This is a genomic window from Variovorax sp. 160MFSha2.1 (genome assembly GCF_048305075.1).
Classification (GTDB): domain Bacteria; phylum Pseudomonadota; class Gammaproteobacteria; order Burkholderiales; family Burkholderiaceae_C; genus Variovorax; species Variovorax guangxiensis.
In genome coordinates this window covers 3,833,064-3,848,161 of the sequence record NZ_CP157624.1, presented here as the reverse complement: position 1 = coordinate 3,848,161, position 15,098 = coordinate 3,833,064, and the positions used below count along the sequence as shown (strand labels likewise).

The 15,098-nt window shown below is 68.2% G+C and carries 12 protein-coding genes; 5 read left to right on the top strand and 7 right to left on the bottom strand.

All coding sequences use genetic code 11. The features are described 5' to 3' along the window. Positions 1–139 precede the first annotated feature (139 nt). A complete protein-coding gene (locus tag ABL838_RS17425; RefSeq protein ID WP_418121276.1) occupies positions 140–1,864 on the top strand; it encodes an acyl-CoA dehydrogenase family protein in 1,725 nt (574 codons plus the stop codon). Here ABL838_RS17425 and ABL838_RS17420 read toward each other — a convergent pair. Together ABL838_RS17420 and ABL838_RS17415 are read right to left on the bottom strand one after the other, a co-directional pair. Then, on the bottom strand, positions 1,852–3,795 hold the full coding sequence (locus ABL838_RS17420) for an ATP-binding protein (RefSeq protein ID WP_418121275.1): 1,944 nt from the start codon (positions 3,793–3,795) through the stop codon (positions 1,852–1,854). The genes ABL838_RS17425 and ABL838_RS17420 overlap by 13 nt on opposite strands. A gap of 102 nt (positions 3,796–3,897) precedes the next feature. Next, on the bottom strand, positions 3,898–4,242 hold the full coding sequence (locus tag ABL838_RS17415) for a c-type cytochrome (RefSeq protein WP_126023878.1): 345 nt from the start codon (positions 4,240–4,242) through the stop codon (positions 3,898–3,900). A 141-nt stretch (positions 4,243–4,383) separates the two neighbouring features. On the opposite strand from ABL838_RS17415, the gene ABL838_RS17410 reads away from it, so the two are divergent. Beyond that, entirely contained in the window at positions 4,384–5,052 is a 669-nt protein-coding gene (locus ABL838_RS17410) for a hypothetical protein (protein ID WP_418121274.1), read from the top strand. A 53-nt stretch (positions 5,053–5,105) separates the two neighbouring features. Here the strand turns inward: ABL838_RS17410 and ABL838_RS17405 are convergent, their stop codons facing one another. From ABL838_RS17405 to ABL838_RS17390, 4 genes are read right to left on the bottom strand one after another with little or no spacing between them, the layout of a single operon-like run. Then, positions 5,106–5,912, bottom strand: a complete 807-nt coding sequence (locus ABL838_RS17405; protein ID WP_126023880.1) for a PPK2 family polyphosphate kinase — start codon at positions 5,910–5,912, stop codon at positions 5,106–5,108. Between the two features lie 52 nt (positions 5,913–5,964). Then, complete coding sequence (locus ABL838_RS17400) at positions 5,965–6,402, bottom strand: RNA-binding S4 domain-containing protein (protein ID WP_126023881.1); 438 nt, start codon at positions 6,400–6,402, stop codon at positions 5,965–5,967. A gap of 19 nt (positions 6,403–6,421) precedes the next feature. Next, entirely contained in the window at positions 6,422–7,864 is a 1,443-nt protein-coding gene (locus ABL838_RS17395; protein ID WP_418121273.1) for a sensor histidine kinase, read from the bottom strand. After that, positions 7,861–8,544 carry a response regulator transcription factor gene (locus ABL838_RS17390; protein WP_126023883.1) on the bottom strand — a complete coding sequence of 228 codons (684 nt, stop codon included), beginning with the start codon at positions 8,542–8,544 and terminating at the stop codon, positions 7,861–7,863. Before ABL838_RS17390 ends, ABL838_RS17395 begins: the two co-directional genes overlap by 4 nt. A 136-nt stretch (positions 8,545–8,680) precedes the next feature. Here ABL838_RS17390 and ABL838_RS17385 point away from each other — a divergent pair, with 136 nt between their 5' ends. From ABL838_RS17385 to ABL838_RS17375, 3 genes are all read left to right on the top strand, one after another. Further along, positions 8,681–9,640, top strand: a complete 960-nt coding sequence (locus tag ABL838_RS17385; RefSeq protein ID WP_126023884.1) for a Bug family tripartite tricarboxylate transporter substrate binding protein — start codon at positions 8,681–8,683, stop codon at positions 9,638–9,640. Positions 9,641–9,746: 106 nt separating this feature from the next. Beyond that, a complete protein-coding gene (locus ABL838_RS17380) occupies positions 9,747–10,283 on the top strand; it encodes a tripartite tricarboxylate transporter TctB family protein (protein ID WP_184637372.1) in 537 nt (178 codons plus the stop codon). Positions 10,284–10,372: 89 nt separating this feature from the next. Beyond that, the gene (locus ABL838_RS17375; RefSeq protein ID WP_126023886.1) at positions 10,373–11,896 is read left to right on the top strand and encodes a tripartite tricarboxylate transporter permease; all 1,524 of its coding nucleotides are present in this window, start codon (positions 10,373–10,375) and stop codon (positions 11,894–11,896) included. Between the two features lie 84 nt (positions 11,897–11,980). Here the strand turns inward: ABL838_RS17375 and ABL838_RS17370 are convergent, their stop codons facing one another. Then, complete coding sequence (locus ABL838_RS17370) at positions 11,981–15,097, bottom strand: efflux RND transporter permease subunit (RefSeq protein ID WP_184637374.1); 3,117 nt, start codon at positions 15,095–15,097, stop codon at positions 11,981–11,983. Position 15,098 lies beyond the last annotated feature (1 nt).

The window sequence follows — 15,098 nt, the reverse complement described above, 5'->3', positions numbered from 1 at the left end:
CGACGTCCCGGTCAAGCAAAGGCTGTGCCATTCGGCGGCTCACGAAAGGGCCCGGGAAAGATCAGATTCACGAACGGCGAGGAATGATTCACCATGCTCCGTGGCGCAGCCACCTTGCCGCCACTCATTGGAGATCTTCATGAACATGCCTCTCGAGAGCACCGAACTGGCGTTCCAGTTTTCGCTCGCCAATGGCGTCGAAACGGGCGTCGAAACGCACAAGGTATTCAACCAGGCCGAGCCATGCATCGGCCACAACGCATTCACCGGCGACGTGGCGCTACGGGAGCTCGTCGAGCGTCACGCACCGTGGAGCATTCCGCATGCGACGGCCGTCGGTGCACTCGCAGGCGACGAGCAGGTGCAGGACCTCGCGCGACTGGCCAACGAGCACAACCCGCAGTTGCGCACGCACGACCGCTTCGGCAACCGGCTCGACTGGGTCGAGTTCCATCCCGCATGGCACCAGCTCATGAGCCTGGCCTTTGCGCATGGCGTACCCGGCCTTGCGTGGACCACCAGCGAAAGCGCCGGTCACTTCGCGCGTGCCGTGCTCAGCTACCTGTGGAACCAGGTCGAGAACGGCACCGGCTGCCCCACCGGCATGGCGTACGCCGCGTGCGCCGGCTTCGAAGGCAGGCCCGAGTTCGCGCAGTGGAGAGAGAAGACGCTCTCCGGCAAGTACGACCCGCGACGCGTGCCCCTTTCACAGAAGACGGGCGCGGTGATCGGCTACGCCATGACCGAGAAGCAAGGCGGTTCCGACCTGCGCCAGACGCAGACCACTGCCACCTTCGTCGGAACCGAGAAGAACGGGGTGCAGGTCTACAGCGTCACCGGCCACAAGTGGTTCTTCTCGGTGCCCACCTCCGACGGCTTCTACACGCTGGCCCAGACGAAGTCGGGCGTGAGCTGCCTCTTCGTGCCGCGCTTCTTGCCCGACGGCAGCGCCAACCGCGTCGCGGTGCAGCGCCTGAAGGACAAGTGCGGCAACCGCTCCAACGCATCGAGCGAGGTCGAGTTCAACAGGACCTGGGCGATGCTGGTCGGCGAAGAGGGCCGAGGCATCCGCGAGATCCTCTCGCACGCGCACCTGACGCGGCTGGACTTCGCGGTCGGCTCGGCCGGCCTGATGCGGCAGGCGCTGACGCTGGCGATCGGCCACGCATCGACGCGCGACGGCTTCGGCCGCCGCATGGCCGACCTGCCCATGCAGACCAATGTGCTGGCGGACCTCGCAATCGAAAGCGAAGCCGCGATGCTCTCGGCGATGCGCGTGGCGCGCGCCACCGACGGCATGGCGACGAATGAGCGCGAGCGGCTTCTGGCGCGCGTGGCGACGCCGGTGGTGAAGTACTGGAACTGCCAACGCGCAACGTACTTCGTCTACGAGGCGCTGCAGGTCCATGGCGGCAACGGCTTCATCATGGAGAACCCCATCGCGCGCCTCTATCGCGAGGCGCCGCTCAATTCGATCTGGGAAGGCACGACGAACATGATGTGCATGGACGTGGTGCGTGCGCTCGGGCGCGAGAAGGGCTCGCTCGAAGTCTTCCTCGACGAGGTCTCGGTGCCGGAAGCGGCGGGCAATGCGGCGCACGCGAAGTTCATCGCGAGCCTGCGTGACGACCTTGCTGCGGGTGCGATCGATGAAGGCAACTCGCGCGCGATCGTGACACGCATGGCGCTCGCGCTGCAGGCGAGCGAGATGTGCAAGCACAGCGATGGCGCGATCGCGCAGCGCTTCATCGAATCGCGCCTTGGTGGTCGGCACGCTGGAGTGATGGGCACTCTGGCCGCCGGAGCGGATCTGCGCGGGATCGTCTCGCGCGCGGAAGTCGCTGCCGTCCGTCAGGCCGCCTGAGCCTGCCGCCGCAGCGGCAGCCACAGCACGAAGCGCGTTCCCGTCGAGAGCGCTTCCCAGCTCACGGTGCCGTGGATCGAGCGAGCGCGCCGGCGCTGGTTCTGCAGGCCCCGGCCCGATGACGAGGCCATGGCCTTGTCTACGTCGAAGCCCTGTCCGTTGTCCTCGATGGTCACGCGCACGCCCGCGCCGTCGAGCGAGGTTCCGACGCGGATCTCGGTCGCGCGCGTGTGGCGAAGGATGTTCGAGATGCTCTCCTGCACGATGCGCAGGATGTGCAGCGCGCTCGACGGGTCCAGCCACTCCAGCGCGGGCAGCTCCTGCACTTCCCAGCGCAGCGAGACCCCGGTGCCTTCGAGGCGTGGTTCGAGCCGGTAGCGCAGGGTGGCCAGCAGCAGGAGCAGGTCGGCCTCGATGGGCTCCAGCGAATCGAGCGTGAGCTTCAGGTCGTCCAGGCAGCTCTTGAGGATCTGCGAGACCCTGTCGTCGCTCATGCCGCCGCCCTCGACCGAGCGGATGGCGCTGATCAGAGAGGAGCCCAGGCCGTCGTGCATGTCCTGCATCAGCCGCTGGCGCTCGTCGCTGATGGTCTGCAGGCGCTCGACTTCGCGCAGGCGGCGGTGGCTGAGTTCGAGCTCGGCCTCGCGCGCCTGCAGGCGGTGCGCGAGGCTCGCGTTGAGCTCCTCGACTTCGCCGATGGCGTGCACGTAGCGGCGGTACATCAGCACGCCGAAAACGCTGAAGGTGACGGCGTTGGTGTACGCGCCGAGGTACCAGCCTTCGGGGCTGATGAAGTTGTTCTGCAGCAGCCAGTCGGTCACGCCGAGCAGCACGCAGATGCCGATGCCGACCGCCACCAGCCGGCCCTCGTTGGAGCGGCGCCATGCGCTGACGCCACCCACGAGGCACACGGCGGTGCCCATCATCGCGGCCACCGCGTAGATCAGCGGCGTGACCTGCGGCGTGTTCTGCACGATGGCGAGGCCGGGGATCGTGACGATGCCGATGGCCGCCGTCGTCGCGACCACGCCGCGGGTGAGCCACACGAGCTGCCGCCCATGCAGCTGGCGCAGGAAGAAGTGCACGACCATCACCAGCCAGAAGAGCGAGTTGACGGTCAGCCACGCGAACCAGTCGTTGAGCACCGGCAGGCTCACGTAGAAGTGCAGCCCCCGCATGAAGGAAGTGGCCGAGAGATTGAAGAAGAGCAGGTAGCCGGTCTCGTCGCGGCGCCTGAACCAGACGAAGAGGGCGAACACGCCCACCGCCATGAAGGCCGCGCCCAGCATCGCGGGCAGTTCCTGCTGCAGCCACTGGCGCATGCCGTGGCGGCCCCTGAGCGCGTCGACCGGGCCGATCCACAGCGAGGACAGCGCCACCTGGGCGCTGCGCGTGTGCTCCAGGCGCAGGAGGATCTCGGCGGGCGGGGCGTTGCCGGCGGCGCCGCGGTCGTCGAGCGGCACCCACAGCGGCGTGCGGGTGCTGTTCCACAGCGGGCCCGACTGCTGCGCGCGGTGGACCAGGTGGCCGTCGGCATAGACGGCGATGGTGCCGTCGGTCTTGATGCGCGCGCCGTACAGCGCCAGCGGGCCGGAACTGGCCGGCAGGCCGCGGGTGCCGAGCCTGATCCAGGTGGTGCGGGTGGTGCTGGTGGAAGTGTTTTCGGCCTGGCTCAAAAGCGCGATGGGCAGGGCCAGCGGCAGCTCGACCTTCTTCCAGTCGTGCGGCAGGGCGCTGCCGTCCTGCCTGAGGGGCGGCGCGGTGTAGCCCGACGCGTCCTCGACCTGCCAGTCGGCGTGCGTCATGTGCAGCAGCGCGTCGGTCTGCCGCACGCCGGTTGCCCCGACCAGGTAGGCGCCGATGATGCCCAGCAGTGCGATCGAGAGAACGAGCACCACATTGGCGAAGAAGGGTGCGGGGCGGTAGTTCAAGGGATGCTGGAAAGTGCCGCGGCCGAAGCCGGCGTGGAGGTTTATGTAACCTATTTTCTCACTTTGTTACCGATCGGGCGAGGCCGAACCCCCTGATGGGCCTCAGCGCGGTGTGGGCTGCGACAGGATCCACTGCGACAGCAGCTGCGCATCGGCCTGCGAGACCTGGGGCTGCCTGGGCATGATCACGCGGCCCCAGGTGCCCACGCTGCCGTCGCGGATCTTTCCGGCCAGCCGGGCGGCCGCCTCGGCGTCGCCTCGATAGCGCTCGGCGATCTGCGCGAAACCCGGGCCGACCTGCTTGTGCACCAGGCCGTGGCAGGCCATGCAGGCGTTCCTGCGGGCCAGGTCGGCGGGCGTCTGTGCCGCGGCACAGAGGGAGTGAATGGCCATCACGCAGCCGGTGAGGAAAGGGAGAAGGAGCTTGCCGGGAGTCTGGATCGTCATTTGTGGGAGGTGCCTGTGCCAAGCATCGTCGCATGCCGCTTCCATGGGGCCGGCCGTCGTGCATTCACGACAAGACGATTCAAGAGTAACTATATGTATGGTTAAATCCGCGCAACTATCGCGAAGAAGACGAGGGATTGCATGAAGCTGTTGCTGAGCATTGCGTTTGCCGCCGTGGCCCTGGCCGGTTGCGCCAGCGCTCCGACCACCCCCATCGAACCCGGAACGGGCAGGGGCACCTCCTATGTGCCGATGGTGGCCATGGAAGGCGTGGACAAGGTGCGCTACGACAACGACGTGGCCGAGTGCCGCACCGCCGCCAACCGCATCACCGCACGCAGCGAAACCGGCGACGCCATGTGGGGCGCGCTGGGCCTGGGCCTGATCACCGTGCACGGGCAGGGCATCGTCGCCGCGGCTTCGTACACCGGCATCACCGCGGCCATCATCGACTGGAACGGCCGCCCCAGTTCGGAGCTGATCGCCGAGCACCAGCAGATCGCCATCGTGCATTGCATGGCCAAGCGCGGCTACCGCAACCTCGACCCGAACGTGCGCGACACCTTCTACGGCAACACCTTCGACCCGGGCGTGATCGTCAAGCCGCGCCGCACCGGCGTCGACACCTACAACGTCGAAACGCTGGCCAAGGCCGGCCGCTGCAACCTGCAGCCGCGCGCCGAGCTCACGGCCAAGGGCCCCGGCTACGAAACCTACAACGTGCCTTGCGACAACGGCGGAACCTGGGCGGTGCGCTGCGAGTTCGGCAAGTGCCGCGTGCTGGCGCAGGCGGCAATGCGCCGGTCCTGAAATCCTGCGGCTTGATGAAGAAACGGGCCCGCGATGCGGGCCCGTTTTTCTTCCTACTTGACGATCATTCCCTTGAGGGCAGGATCCGGCGGCGGCGGCTTGAGCTTCATCTGCCGCATCGTCTTCACCAGCAGCTGCGCGATCATCACGTTGCGGTGACGCTTGCTGTTGGCGGGCACCACGTGCCACGGCGCGTGATCGGTCGAGGTGGCGACCAGCGCGTTCTGGTAGGCCTGCTGGTAGGCGCTCCACTTGGTGCGCACCTCCAGGTCGTCCATGCTGAACTTCCATTGCTTGCCGGGCGTGTCGATGCGCGCCTGCAGGCGCTCGCGCTGCTCGTCCTTGTCGATGTGCAGCATGCACTTGACCACCACCGTGCCGGTTTCGGTGAGCAGGCGTTCGAAGTCGTTGATCTGCGCGTAGCGGCGCTTCGCCTCGGCCTTGTCGATCCATCCCTCGACCACGGGCACCAGCACGTCCTCGTAGTGGCTGCGGTTCCATACCATGATTTCGCCGGTGCGCGGCACCACCGCGTGGCAGCGCCAGAGGTAGTCGCGCGCGCGTTCGTCCACGGTGGGGGCCTTGAAGGCCGTCACGCGCACGCCCAGCGGCGAGGTGCGCGAGAACACCCAGCGCACGGTGCCGTCCTTGCCGCTGGTGTCCATGCCCTGCAGCACCAGCAGCAGCTTGCGCTTGCCCTCGGCGTTCAGCAGGTCCTGCAGCTCGTCGAGTTCCACGGCGAGGGCATCGAGCTCGGTGCGCTGCGCGTTCTCGTCGCCCTCGCAGAAGGGTGTGTCGTCGGGGTCGATGTGGGAGAGCTTGAACTTGCCGCCTACGCGGTATTTCTTGAAGCTGGCCATGTAGCGGGACTCCGTGGTGAAGAACAACGAAGCCCACAGCGTAAGCGATCGGTCAGGACTCCTCGTCGTCCGCGGGCAGCGATGCGCTCCAGCGGTTGTCCCATTCGGCATGCTGGCGCACCGCGCCGTCGAGTTCGCGCCGGTCGCGCTTGGTGGGGCGGCCCTGTTCGATGGCCAGGGCCGGCTCGATGCCCGCGCGGCGCATCTCGCGAAAGGCGGCCTGCGCCGCCAGGCTCTCGGCTGTTTCTTCATAGAGCTGCTGCGCCACCGGCGCCGGCCCGCGCTGGCCGCTGAGGCCGCGCACCGTCACCGTCCGTGTCAGCGGGCCCATTCGCATGGCGACGGTGTCGCCCGCCTTCACTTCGCGCGAGGCCTTGGCGATGTCTCCGTTCACCTGCACGCGGTTCTTGCCGATTTCCTCCGCGGCCAGCGAGCGCGTCTTGAAGAAGCGGGCGGCCCAGAGCCATTTGTCGATGCGCAGACGGTCCATGAAAGTCGAGGAGTGGAGGTCAGGCATTTTGCCGCGACAGCGCCTTCTGCGGCGACGCGAGCGGAAGGTGCACGACGGCGTCCAGCCCGACGACCCGTCCGCTGCCGTCGGGGGCGGTGCGGTTGTCCAGGCTGATGCGCCCGCCCAGCGCCAGCACGATCTCGCGGCAGATCGCCAGCCCCAGCCCCGATCCGCTGGAGGTGCTGCCCGCCGCGAAGGGCGCGAAGAGGCGCTGGCGCAGCTCGGGCGAGATGCCGGGGCCGCCGTCTCGCACCACCAGCACCGCGTCGGCGCCTTCGGGGCGCACCGCCACCGACAGCGCGGCGCCCGGCGGGCTCTGCTTGATCGCGTTGTGCAGCAGGTTGCGCGTGAGCTCCTGCAGCATCCACTGGTGGGCGCGCACCGGCACGGGCTCGTCGATGGCGAGCTCGAAGTCGAGCGCCTTGTCGGCCACCAGCGGCGAGAGGTCGAGCGCGATGTTGCGCGCCACCTCGCCGAAGTCCAGCGTCACCGATTCCGGCTGCTGGCGCAGTTGTTCCACCTTGGCGAGCGACAGCATCTGGTTGGCCAGCATGGTCGCGCGCTCGACGGTGCCGCTGATCTCGTCCAGCGCCTGCCCGGGCGCCACATCGCCGCGCTGGGCGGACTGCACCTGCGCCTTGAGCACCGCCAGCGGCGTTCGCAGCTGGTGGGCGCTGTCGCGCACGAAGCGCTTCTGGTGGTCCAGCAGCCGCTGCAGCCGGCCCATGACCTGGGTGGTGGCATCGATCAGCGGGCGCAATTCGCGCGGCGCGTCGGGCGCGTCGATGGGCGAGAGGTCGTCGGCCTGGCGCCGCTCGATGGCTTCGCCCAGCTCGCGAACCGGCCGCGTGGCGCGCTGCACCACGAACACCGTGACCAGCGCGATCACACCCATCAGCAGCAGCTGGCGCCACAGCGTGTCGATGAGAAGCTTGCGCACCAGCGTTTCGCGCAGCTCCAGCGTCTCGGCCACCTGCACCACGGCCATGCCGCGGCCGGTGGCGCTGGCCACCGGCTGCAGCAGCACCGCCACGCGCACCGGCTGGTTGCGGAATTGCGCGTCGTAGAAGTCGACCAGCGCCGAATACGCACCCCGGTCCGGAATGCGGCCGTGCCAGAAGGGCAGCTCGGCAAAGCCCGAGATCATCTCGCCGTCGAGCGCCGAGACCCGGTAGAAGAGCCGGCTGCGGTTGTCGGCCTCGAAGGCCTCCAGCGCGGAGTACGGCACGATGGCGCGCAGCCGCGCCATGTCGTCGTAGCCCTCGACGTCGAGCTGCTCGCCGATGGTCTTGGCCGACGCCAGCAGCGTGCGGTCGTAGGCCGTGGTGGCGGCCGCCAGGCTCTGGCGGTACAGGCTCACGCTGTTGATCACGATGAACACCGCCACCGGCGCGAGGATGCCGAGCAGCAGCCGCGCGCGAAGCGAGGAGATGCGGGTCATGCCTCGGGTCGCAGCAGGTAGCCCAGGCCGCGCATCGTCATCAGCACGGCGCCGGTGCCCACCAGCTTCTTGCGCAGCCGGTACACCACCACCTCGATGGCCTCGTACTGCACGTCGGTCTCGCCCGGAAACACCAGCTCGAAGAGGCGCTCCTTGGTCACGGCGTGGCCGGGCTTCATCATCAGCGCCTTCAGCAGGGCCAGTTCGCGCGGGGTGAGCTCGAGCAGCTCGGCGCGGTTGTAGATGGCGCCGTTGTCGGGCTCGAAGCGCAGCCCACCGATCTCCTGCGGGTTCAGCCCCGCGTCCTGTCCGGCAACGCCGTGGCTGCGCCGGCGCAGCGCGCGGATGCGGGCTTCCAGTTCGTCGAGGTCGAAGGGCTTGGGCAGGTAGTCGTCGGCGCCGGCGTTCAGGCCGACGATGCGGTCGCCCACCGTGCCGCGCGCCGTCAGCAGCAGCACCGGCGTGCGCAGGCCCTCGGCGCGGGCCTGGGCCAGCACCTGCAGGCCGTCGAGGTTGGGCAGGCTCAGGTCGAGGGCGACCACGTCGGGCTCGATGGCGCGCCACTGCGTGACGGCCTCGGCGCCGTCGCCGCACACGCGCACGTCGATGCGGCGGCGTCCCAGGGTGCGCTGCAGGGTGATTTGCATCGTGGGGTCGTCTTCGACCAGCAGCAGCTTCATACGTTGGCGTCGGGAGGGCGTACTTTGGTGTTTTCCCCAGTCTGGCGGACAGCCAACTGACAGCGGGGCGGCGCATGATAGCGCTCAGCTACAAGTCAGCTTCCTTTCAAGTTCCTTCCAATCAGGAGACCCCAGCATGCGTCGCGACACCTTTCTGAAGTCACTGGCCGCCATGGCCGCCGTCGGAGCCCTGCCACTGTCGGCTCGCGCGGCCGCCAACGTCAAGATGATGATCCCGGCCAACCCGGGCGGCGGCTGGGACACCACCGGCCGTGCCCTGGGCAAGGCGCTGACCGACGCCAAGGTGGCCGACACCGTCACCTACGACAACAAGGGCGGCGCTGCCGGCGCGCTGGGCCTGGCCCAGTTCGTCAACGGCTCCAAGGGCGACGCCAACGCGCTGATGGTCATGGGCTCGGTCATGCTGGGCGGCATCATCACCGGCAAGCCGCCGGTCAACCTGTCGCAGGCCACGCCCATCGCGCGCCTGACCACCGAATACAACGTGTTCGTGCTGCCGGCCAACTCGCCGTTCAAGACCATGAAGGACGTGGTCGAGCAGCTCAAGAAGGACCCGGGCAGCGTCAAGTGGGGCGGCGGTTCGCGCGGCTCCACCGAGCACATCGCCGCGGCCATGATCGCGCAGAAGGTCGGCGCCGATCCGTCCAAGATCAACTACGTCGCCTTCCGCGGGGGCGGCGAGGCCACCGCCGCCATCCTGGGCGGCAACGTCACCGTCGGCGGCAGCGGCTACAGCGAGTTCGCCGAATACATCGCCGCCGGCAAGATGAAACCCATCGCCGTCACCTCGGCCCAGCGCCTGCCGGGCGTGAACGTGCCCACGCTGAAGGAGCAGGGCATCGACGTGGAAATCGGCAACTGGCGCGGCGTCTACGGTGCCCCCGGCATCTCGGCCGAGCAGCGCAAGGCACTGACCGACATGGTGCTGGCCGCCATGAAGAGCTCCTCGTGGGCCGAATCGCTCAAGAAGAACGACTGGACCCCGGCCGTGCTCTCGGGCGATGCCTTCGCCAAGTTCGTCGACGACGACTTCGCGAGCCTGCGGGCCATCATGACGAAGTCCGGCATGGTCTGACCCCGCGGCGCTTGCACTGCTACTGGCCCGCCCCACGGCGCGCTGTCCTCGCAAGAGACGACAGCGTGCCGTTTTCAAATCCAGCTCCACATTCCCGGGAGAAAAAATGACAACTCCAGACTCCTCGGCCCCGCCGCAACCCGCGGCCACGTGGCCGCAAACCCTGGTCGGCGCCGGCGTGCTGCTGACCGGCGTGGCGCTGGCCTTCGGCGCCATCGGCATTTCTTCCGACGCCGGCTACGGCGGCGTCGGCCCCAATTTCCTGCCCTGGCTGGTGTCCGTGGTGCTCACGCTGTGCGGCGCCTGGATCCTCTGGGAGGCGCGCACCGGCGGCTTCCGCGAGCTCGATGCACCCTCGGGCGCCGAGCACGCCTACTGGCCCGGCTTCATCTGGGTGTCGGCGGGGCTGCTGCTCAATGCGGCGCTCATCACCACGCTGGGCTTCATCCTGAGCTGCACGCTGTGCTACCTGCTGGCCGTGCAGGGGCTGCGCCGCGCGAGCGGGCAGGCCGGTGTCAATTCGCCGCGGACCTGGGCGACCGACTTCATCACCGGCGCGGTGATCTCCGCCCCGGTGTTCTGGATGTTCACGCAATTCCTGGCCATCAACCTGCCTGGCCTCACCAACACCGGGTGGATTTGATATGACCCCCAACGCTCATCACTTCGTGTATTCGCTGCCCCCCGAGGGGGCGCAGGCCTCCCTTGGGGCGGCCCGGCGGGAGGCCTGACATGGAAATCTTCAACGCCCTCATGGCCGGCTTCGCAGCCGCCATCACCCCCGTCAATCTCCTCTGGTGCCTGGTCGGCTGTGCGCTGGGCACGGCCGTCGGCGTGCTGCCCGGCATCGGCCCTGCGGTGGCGGTGGCCATGCTGCTGCCGATCACCGGCAAGGTCGACATCACGGCCTCGATGATCTTCTTCTCGGGCATCTACTACGGCGCCATGTACGGCGGCTCGACCACTTCCATCCTGCTGAACACGCCCGGCGAGACCGCCAGCATGGTGACGGCGATGGAGGGCAACAAGATGGCCAAGAGCGGCCGGGCAGGCGCGGCGCTCGCCACGGCGGCCATCGGCTCCTTCGTGGCCGGCACCATTGCCACCGTCGTCGTCACGCTGTTCGCGCCCTTCGTGGCCGACTTCGCCGTCAAGCTCGGCCCGCCGGAATACTTCCTGCTGATGCTGCTGGCCTTCACCACCGTGAGCGCGGTGCTCGGCAAGAGCACGCTGCGCGGCATGACGGCGCTGTTCGTCGGCCTCGCGGCAGGCTGCATCGGCCTCGACCAGATCTCGGGCCAGGGCCGCTACACCGGCGGCATTCCCGAGCTGCTCGACGGCATCGAGATCGTGCTGGTGGCCGTGGGCCTGTTCGCCGTGGCCGAGGTGCTGTACGCCGTGCTGTACGAAGGCCGCGTGGTCGAGGGCCAGAACAAGCTCAGCCGCGTGCACATGACCAAGCGCGACTGGAAGCGCTCCATTCCTGCCTGGCTGCGCGGTACCGCCATCGGCACGCCCTTCGGCTGCATTCCGGCCGGCGGCACGGAGATCCCGACCTTCCTGAGCTACGCCACCGAGAAGAAGCTGGCCAAGGACGCGGAAGCCAAGGCCGAGTTCGGCACCAGCGGCGCCATCGAAGGCGTGGCCGGCCCCGAGGCCGCCAACAACGCTACGGTGACGGCCGCGCTGATCCCGCTGCTCACGCTGGGCATTCCCACCTCGAACACCACCGCCATCCTGCTGGGTGCGTTCCAGAACTACGGCATCCAGCCGGGGCCGCAGCTCTTCACCACCTCGGCCGCGCTGGTGTGGGCGCTGATCGCGTCGCTCTACATCGGCAACGTGATGCTGCTGGTGCTGAACCTGCCGATGGTGGGCCTGTGGGTCAAGCTGCTGAAGATTCCGAAGCCCCAGCTCTACGCCGGCATCCTGATCTTCGCGACGGTGGGTGCCTACGGCATGCGCCAGAGCGCTTTCGACCTGTTCCTGCTGTACGCCATCGGCATCCTGGGCGTGGTGATGCGCCGCTTCGACTTCCCGACCGCTCCCGTGGTGGTCGGCATGATCCTCGGCCCACTGGCCGAAGCGCAGCTGCGCAACGCCATGTCGATCGGCGAGGGCAGCGCGGCGGTGTTCTTCCAGCGCCCGATGTCGATCGTGCTGATCGTCATCGTGGTGGCCGTGCTCATCCTCCCGCGCCTGGCAAAGCGCATGAGCGAACGCAAGCTGGCGAAGCTGGCGCAGATGGACGCCTGATTCTTCCCGGGCCCGTCCGGGGGCAGGCCAAAAAAAAGCTGCGGCATTTGCCGCAGCTTTTTTGTTTGTGCCGGAAGGTTTTGCTTACCGCCCAGGCGCGGGCGTTTCGACCAGATCGTCGTCGATGTGCGGGTCCGCCGGCTGCCCGCGCAACTTGCGCACGGTGCGCTTGATCCAGTGCTCGATGTCGTCGATGTAGGTGAAGACTGCAGGCACCACCAGCAGGCTCAGCACGGTGGAGGTGATGAGGCCGCCGATCACCGCCATCGCCATCGGCGAGCGGAAGCTGGAGTCGGCCGCGCCGAAGCCGACCGCGATGGGCAGCATGCCCGCGCCCATGGCCAGCGTGGTCATGATGATGGGGCGGGCGCGCTTGTGGCAGGCGTCGCGCAGGGCGTCCCAGCGGTTCATGCCGTGGTCGCGGCGCGCCACGATGGCGTATTCCACCAGAAGAATGGAGTTCTTCGTCGCGATGCCCATCAGCATGATCAGGCCGATCAGCGAGGGCATCGACAGCGCCTTCTGCCCGATCAGCAGGCCCACGAAGGCACCGCCCAGCGCGAGCGGCAGCGCGCACAGGATGGTCACCGGGTGCAGGAAGTCCTTGAACAGCAGCACCAGCACGATGTAGATGCACAGCACGCCGGTGAGCATGGCCAGGCCGAAGCTGGCGAACAGCTCGGTCATGACTTCGGCGTCGCCCACCTCGGCGATGCGCACGCCCGGCGGCAGTTTCTGGATCGAGGGCAGCTTCTGCACCGCGTCCTTCGCGTCGCCCAGGCCGACGCCCGAGAGCTCGATCTCGAAGTTCACGTTGCGCGAGCGGTCGTAGCGGTCGATGACGGCCGGGCCACCTTCCATGCTCAGCGAGGCCACCTGGTTCAGCATGACCGGCCCACGCGTGCCCGGCACCGACAGGCGCCCGAGCAGGTCGATGTCCTTGCGGGCCGAGTCTTCCAGCTTCACCACGATGGGCACCTGTCGCTGCGCGAGGTTGAGCTTGGCCAGCGACTGGTCGTAGTCGCCCAGCGTGGCCACGCGCAGCGTCTCGGCGATGGCGGCGCTGGTCACGCCCAGGTCGGCGGCGCGCGCGAAGTCGGGGCGCACGGCGATCTCGGGGCGGATCAGGCTCGCGGTGGAGGTGATGTTGCCCAGGCCGGGGATGGTGCGCAGGTCCTTCTCGACCGCGCTCGCCGCACTCGACAGCGCCACCGGGTCCTCGCCCGTGAGCGCCAGGATGTATTTCTCGCCCGAGCCGCCCAGGCCCACCGTGCTGCGCACGCCAGGCAGGGTTTCGAGCGCCGCGCGGATCTCGTTCTCGATCACCTGCTTGCGCGGCCGGTCGCCGCGCGGGTCGAGCTTGATGGTGAGCGTGGCCTTGCGCGTCTCGGGCGTGCCGAAGTTCGCGAAGGGGTCGCCGCCCGCGCTGCCACCGGCCACCGTGGTGTAGACGCTCTTCACGTGCCGGATCTTCATCACGCGGTTGCGCGTTTCTTCCGCCGCGGCCGTGGTCTGCGCCAGCGTGGAGCCAGGCGGCAGCGACAGGTAGATCTGCGTCTGCGAGTTGTCGTCGGGCGGAATGAAGCCCGTCTTGAGCAACGGGATCATCGCCAGCGAGCCGAAGAAGAAGAGGGTGGCGAGCACCATCGTCTTGAAGCGGTTGTGCGTGCTCCACTCCACCGCGCGCATGTACCAGCGCAGCCAGCCCGGCTCCTTCTCGGCACCGACCACCGGCTTGAGCATGTAGGCCGCCATCATCGGCGTGAGCACCCGCGCGACCACCAGCGAGGCGAACACCGCCAGCGATGCCGTCCAGCCGAACTGCTTGAAGAACTTGCCGGCCACGCCGCTCATGAAGGCGGTGGGCAGGAACACCGCGATCAGCGTGAAGGTGGTGGCGATCACCGCCAGCCCGATCTCGTCGGCCGCCTCCATCGCCGCCTGGTAGGGCGTCTTGCCCATGCGCAGGTGGCGCACGATGTTCTCGACCTCCACGATGGCGTCGTCCACCAATATGCCGACCACCAGCGACAGCGCCAGCAGCGAGATCACGTTCACCGAGAAGCCCAGCAGGTGCATGCCGATGAAGGCCGGAATCACCGACATCGGCAGCGCGATGGCCGAGACGAAAGTGGCGCGCCAGTCGCGCAGGAAGAGCCACACCACCACCACCGCGAGGATGGCGCCCTCGTACAGCAGGTGCAGCGAGCCGTTGTATTCCTCTTCCACCGGGTCGACGAAGTTGAAGGCTTCGGTCAGCTCGATGTCGGGGCGCGCGGCGCGCATGTCGTCCAGCGCCTTCATCACCGCGTGGCCCACCTCGACTTCGCTGGCGCCGCGGCTGCGTGCCACCTCGAAGCCGACCACCGGCTTGCCGTTGAGCAACGCGGCCGCGCGCGGCTCGGCGATGGTGTCGCTCACGCGCGCCACCTGATCCAGGCGGATGCGGCGGCCGTCGCTCAGCACGATCTGCATGTCGGCGAGCTGGTCGGCCGACTTCACCGTGGCCATGGTGCGCACCGGCTGCTCGCTGCCGCCCAGGTCGAAGCGGCCGCCCGCGCTCTCGGTCTGCACCTGGCGCAGCTGGCGAGAGATGTCGGCTGCCGAGGCGCCCAGCGCCTGCAGCCTGGACGGGTCGAGATCGATGTGCACCTGGCGCGTGACGCCGCCCACGCGGTTCACCGCGCCCACTCCGGGCAGCGCGAGCAGCTTCTTGGTGACGTCGTTGTCGACGTACCAGCTCAGCGCCTCGGCGTCCATGGCCGAAGAAGCGATGGTGAAGGCCAGCACCGGCTGCGCCGCGAAGTCGAGCTTGGTGACCACAGGGTCGCGCACGTCGGCCGGCAGGTCGGCGCGCACGCGCTGCACCGCGGAGCGCACGTCGTCCACGGCCTCCTGCACCGGCTTCTCGAGGCGGAACTCGACGATCAGCGTGGCGGCGCCGTCCTGCACCTTGGTGGTGATGTGCTTCAGGCCCTGCACCGTGGCGATGGAGTTCTCGAGCTTGCGCGCGACGTCGGTCTCCAGCTGCGAAGGCGCGGCGCCGGGCAGCGAGGCCGAGACCGTCACGGTCGGCAGGTCGATGTCCGGAAAGTTCTGCACCTTCATCGCGTTGAACGACAGCAGCCCCCCGAAGGTGAGCAGCACGAACAGCATCACCGCCGGAATCGGGTTGCGTATGGACCAGGCGGAAACGTTCATG

Excerpts from the sequence above, each read along its gene's own strand:
- ABL838_RS17385 (WP_126023884.1), top strand. The coding sequence starts at position 8,681 with ATGCGTCGCGACACCTTTCTGAAGTCACTGGCCGCCATGGCCGCCGTC.
- ABL838_RS17390 (WP_126023883.1), bottom strand. The coding sequence starts at position 8,544 with ATGAAGCTGCTGCTGGTCGAAGACGACCCCACGATGCAAATCACCCTG.
- ABL838_RS17410 (WP_418121274.1), top strand. The coding sequence starts at position 4,384 with ATGAAGCTGTTGCTGAGCATTGCGTTTGCCGCCGTGGCCCTGGCCGGT.
- ABL838_RS17425 (WP_418121276.1), top strand. The coding sequence starts at position 140 with ATGAACATGCCTCTCGAGAGCACCGAACTGGCGTTCCAGTTTTCGCTC.
- ABL838_RS17380 (WP_184637372.1), top strand. The coding sequence starts at position 9,747 with ATGACAACTCCAGACTCCTCGGCCCCGCCGCAACCCGCGGCCACGTGG.
- ABL838_RS17415 (WP_126023878.1), bottom strand. The coding sequence starts at position 4,242 with ATGACGATCCAGACTCCCGGCAAGCTCCTTCTCCCTTTCCTCACCGGC.
- ABL838_RS17405 (WP_126023880.1), bottom strand. The coding sequence starts at position 5,912 with ATGGCCAGCTTCAAGAAATACCGCGTAGGCGGCAAGTTCAAGCTCTCC.
- ABL838_RS17375 (WP_126023886.1), top strand. The coding sequence starts at position 10,373 with ATGGAAATCTTCAACGCCCTCATGGCCGGCTTCGCAGCCGCCATCACC.
- ABL838_RS17395 (WP_418121273.1), bottom strand. The coding sequence starts at position 7,864 with ATGACCCGCATCTCCTCGCTTCGCGCGCGGCTGCTGCTCGGCATCCTC.
- ABL838_RS17400 (WP_126023881.1), bottom strand. The coding sequence starts at position 6,402 with ATGGACCGTCTGCGCATCGACAAATGGCTCTGGGCCGCCCGCTTCTTC.
- ABL838_RS17370 (WP_184637374.1), bottom strand. The coding sequence starts at position 15,097 with ATGAACGTTTCCGCCTGGTCCATACGCAACCCGATTCCGGCGGTGATG.